The following is a 3,036-nucleotide window of genomic DNA, read 5'->3' as shown; positions in this document are numbered from 1 at the left end:
TCCTTTCTTCTAAATAATAAAAGTTTGTTTTTCTGTATTTTTGATTACAATCTCTAATTTTTCTACATCAATGATATGCGTCAATTTGCATTTAGGGCAGAAAAGAGGAAAATCTTTTAATACAGTATTATGAAATACTTGAACTCTCGTCTTTCCGTTACAAATCGGCCATTTTATCCAATATTTTTTAAGCATTATATTTCACTCGTCCTTTTTACACAAAAAAATGCAGGTCAATCCTCAACATGAGCATTGACCTGCATTTATAATGCACAGAGCAGTACAACAAAACTAAGGCATAGCTTGCACTATGTCTATACTATATCTATACGTCGTTAGTTTTTTGTATAGCATCCGCAAAATAAGCATGACAAAAAAGCCCATGTTGAAAATGGGAAAATCCTTTTTTTCAATGCTTATCTAATACGCATGCTATGCAACATAAACGCCGCCTCCTTTTACATAAATTTTATTTTTTCAGAAAATCAGTCTACTGTCAATACACAACAGGAAGTATTTAACCTAATGATATGAATTGTGTGGACATATCCAAAAAGAAAGGTGAACTGTAAAATGTAACAGGGTGAATGAAAATGGCAAAAAGACCCGTACCATTGTACGACTTTAAGGCTTTCGGGGCAGCTATAAAAGCCGCGAGAAATGAATACGGCGAGAGCCGCAAAAAGGTAAGCGACGAGTTATATATTTCCCCGCGCTACCTTGCGAATATCGAGAACAAGGGACAACAGCCGAGTTTACAGGTATTCTATGACCTTGTAACCCGGTATCATATTTCGGTAGATCAATTTTTCTTCCCGAACAGCAATGCGGAGAAATCCACCGGGCGGCGGCAGCTTGACGCGCTGCTGGACGGTATGAGCGATAAAGGCATACGGATTGTAACCGCAACAGCAAGGGAGATAACGGAAGTCGAAAAAGCAGAGGATTAACCTCACAATATGAGAAATCGGGAGATTGCAGCGCATGGCGGCTGCAATCTTTTTTTGCGTCCAAAATCAAAGGAACGCGCAACAAATACCGCCTTTCGGTGGGGGTATGGAGTAGATAGCAAGCACAGCAAACGAGTACCCGTTTGCGGAAAATGCTTGTTGGGATAATCCCAAACCCTTATACCGAAAGGCGGTGCGGAAATGGAAAACCGAAAGAGAAATATACAGATGAAGTTTTACGTTACGGAAGAAGAAAAGCGGCTGATCGACGAGAAGATGAAGCAGCTTCCCATAAAGCAGTATGGGGCATACTTCCGTAAAATGGCGATAGACGGGTATATTCTTGTCGTTGACCGAAGCGACACAAAAGCATATATCCGGGAACTGCAAGCGGTGAGCCGGAACATCAACCAAATTGCAAAACGCGCCAATGCGACGGGGACGGTTTACAGGCAGGATATAGAGGACATTAAAAAGGCGGTGGACGAGATATGGCGGTTACAAAGACGCACCCTATTAAATCAACCTTAAAGGCTGCGATAGACTATATCTTAAATCCCGAAAAGACAGACGGGAAGCTGCTTGCGTCCTCTTTCGGCTGCGGGCTGGAAACCGCCGATATTGAGTTTGCATGGACGCGGGAAGCTGCCGGAGATCGCGGCACACATTTAGGGCGGCACTTGATACAATCCTTTGCGGTGGGAGAAACCACACCGGAAGAAGCGCACAAAATCGGCATGGAACTTGCCGGGGCGGTATTAGGCGGCAAGTATGAGTTTGTTTTGACAACTCACGTCGATAAAGACCATCTGCATAATCACTTGATTTTTAACTCGGTCAGCTTCGTTGACTACAAAAAGTACCATTCCAACAAACAAAGCTATTACCATATCCGGCGCACCAGCGACAGGATATGTAAAGAGCATGGGCTATCCGTCGTCGTGCCGGGACAGGACAGAGGGAAAAGCTATGCGGAATATACCGCCGAAAAGCAAGGTACAAGCTATAAAGCCAAGCTGAAAACGGCGATAGATAACCTCATTCCCCGAGTGAAAGATTTTGACGAACTGCTGCGCCGCTTGCAGGAAATGGGATATGAAATCAAACAGGGCAAATACATTTCTTTCCGCGCCGCCGGACAGGAACGGTTTACCCGCACAAAGACGCTCGGCGCGGCCTATACGGAAGAAGCGATAAAGGAGCGTATCAAGGGCGTGTATGTTGCCAAAACAAAAACGCTGCGGGAAGATAAAAAAATCCGGCTTGTCGTTGATCTTGAAAACAGTATCAAAGCCCAACAGTCGGCGGGCTATGAACGGTGGGCGAAAATCCATAATCTGAAACAGGCTGCTAAAAGCATGAACTTCCTAACCGAAAATAAGATTGAGTATTACAGCGAACTTGAAAGCAAAATCGCGGATATTATGACCGCCCATGACGCGGCGGCAAAGGCGGTTAAGGAAGTGGAACAGCGTATGTCTGATTTGTCGCTGCTTATCAAGCACACCACCACATACCGACAGTTAAAACCGATTTACGATGAATACCGAAAATCGCCGGACAAGGAAAAGTATCTGCGGGGACATGAAAGCGAAATTATCCTGTTTGAAGCTGCGGCAAGGGCATTAAAGGAAATGCAGATAAAGAAGCTGCCCGATCTCGCCGCGCTGCGCAAGGAGTATAGAAGCTTAAACGACAGGAAAACCAAATTGTATGAAGATTATCGGCAAGCCAAGAAGCAAATGCAGGAATACGGCGTTGTCAAAAAGAACGTCGATAGTATTCTTTACCCGTCCCAAAGCAGGGCGCGGGAGCAGGAGCGATAAGGCGCAAAACATGGGGTGGCAAGTGGAATGTTAAGGGCTGAAAACGCCTGTGTTTCTGCGGCTTCCAGCGCATGAAAACGACATAGACGATAAAGTATATTCAAACCCGCAAAAACGGCTTTCTAATTGTCCACGCAAGGATAAAAAAAGCCCATCAAATCATATAAAATGATTTGTATGGGCGCTTTTCATTTGCTAAGTCTTGTTTACATCTCTATTTAATTCTATACTTCAATTATGGACACCACTTATCATTCAAA

General features: G+C 44.2%; 4 protein-coding genes. 3 read left to right on the top strand and 1 reads right to left on the bottom strand.

What is annotated here, in order from left to right:
• Positions 1–9 precede the first annotated feature (9 nt).
• A complete protein-coding gene (locus tag H8911_RS11885; RefSeq protein ID WP_186999805.1) occupies positions 10–195 on the bottom strand; it encodes a cysteine-rich KTR domain-containing protein in 186 nt (61 codons plus the stop codon).
• Positions 196–587: 392 nt separating this feature from the next.
• Here H8911_RS11885 and H8911_RS11880 point away from each other — a divergent pair, with 392 nt between their 5' ends.
• From H8911_RS11880 to H8911_RS11870, 3 genes are all read left to right on the top strand, one after another.
• The gene (locus tag H8911_RS11880; protein ID WP_003431285.1) at positions 588–950 is read left to right on the top strand and encodes a helix-turn-helix transcriptional regulator; all 363 of its coding nucleotides are present in this window, start codon (positions 588–590) and stop codon (positions 948–950) included.
• A gap of 201 nt (positions 951–1,151) precedes the next feature.
• The gene (locus H8911_RS11875; RefSeq protein WP_002584958.1) at positions 1,152–1,481 is read left to right on the top strand and encodes a plasmid mobilization protein; all 330 of its coding nucleotides are present in this window, start codon (positions 1,152–1,154) and stop codon (positions 1,479–1,481) included.
• Positions 1,442–2,776: a relaxase/mobilization nuclease domain-containing protein gene (locus tag H8911_RS11870; RefSeq protein WP_055143071.1), complete on the top strand. Its 1,335-nt coding sequence runs from the start codon at positions 1,442–1,444 to the stop codon at positions 2,774–2,776. Before H8911_RS11875 ends, H8911_RS11870 begins: the two co-directional genes overlap by 40 nt.
• Positions 2,777–3,036 lie beyond the last annotated feature (260 nt).

The sequence above is a fragment of the Holdemanella hominis genome, assembly GCF_014306155.1.
In the GTDB taxonomy this organism is placed as follows: Bacteria; Bacillota_I; Bacilli_A; order Erysipelotrichales; family Erysipelotrichaceae; genus Holdemanella; species Holdemanella hominis.
This window is presented reverse-complemented; position numbering and strand designations above follow the sequence as displayed.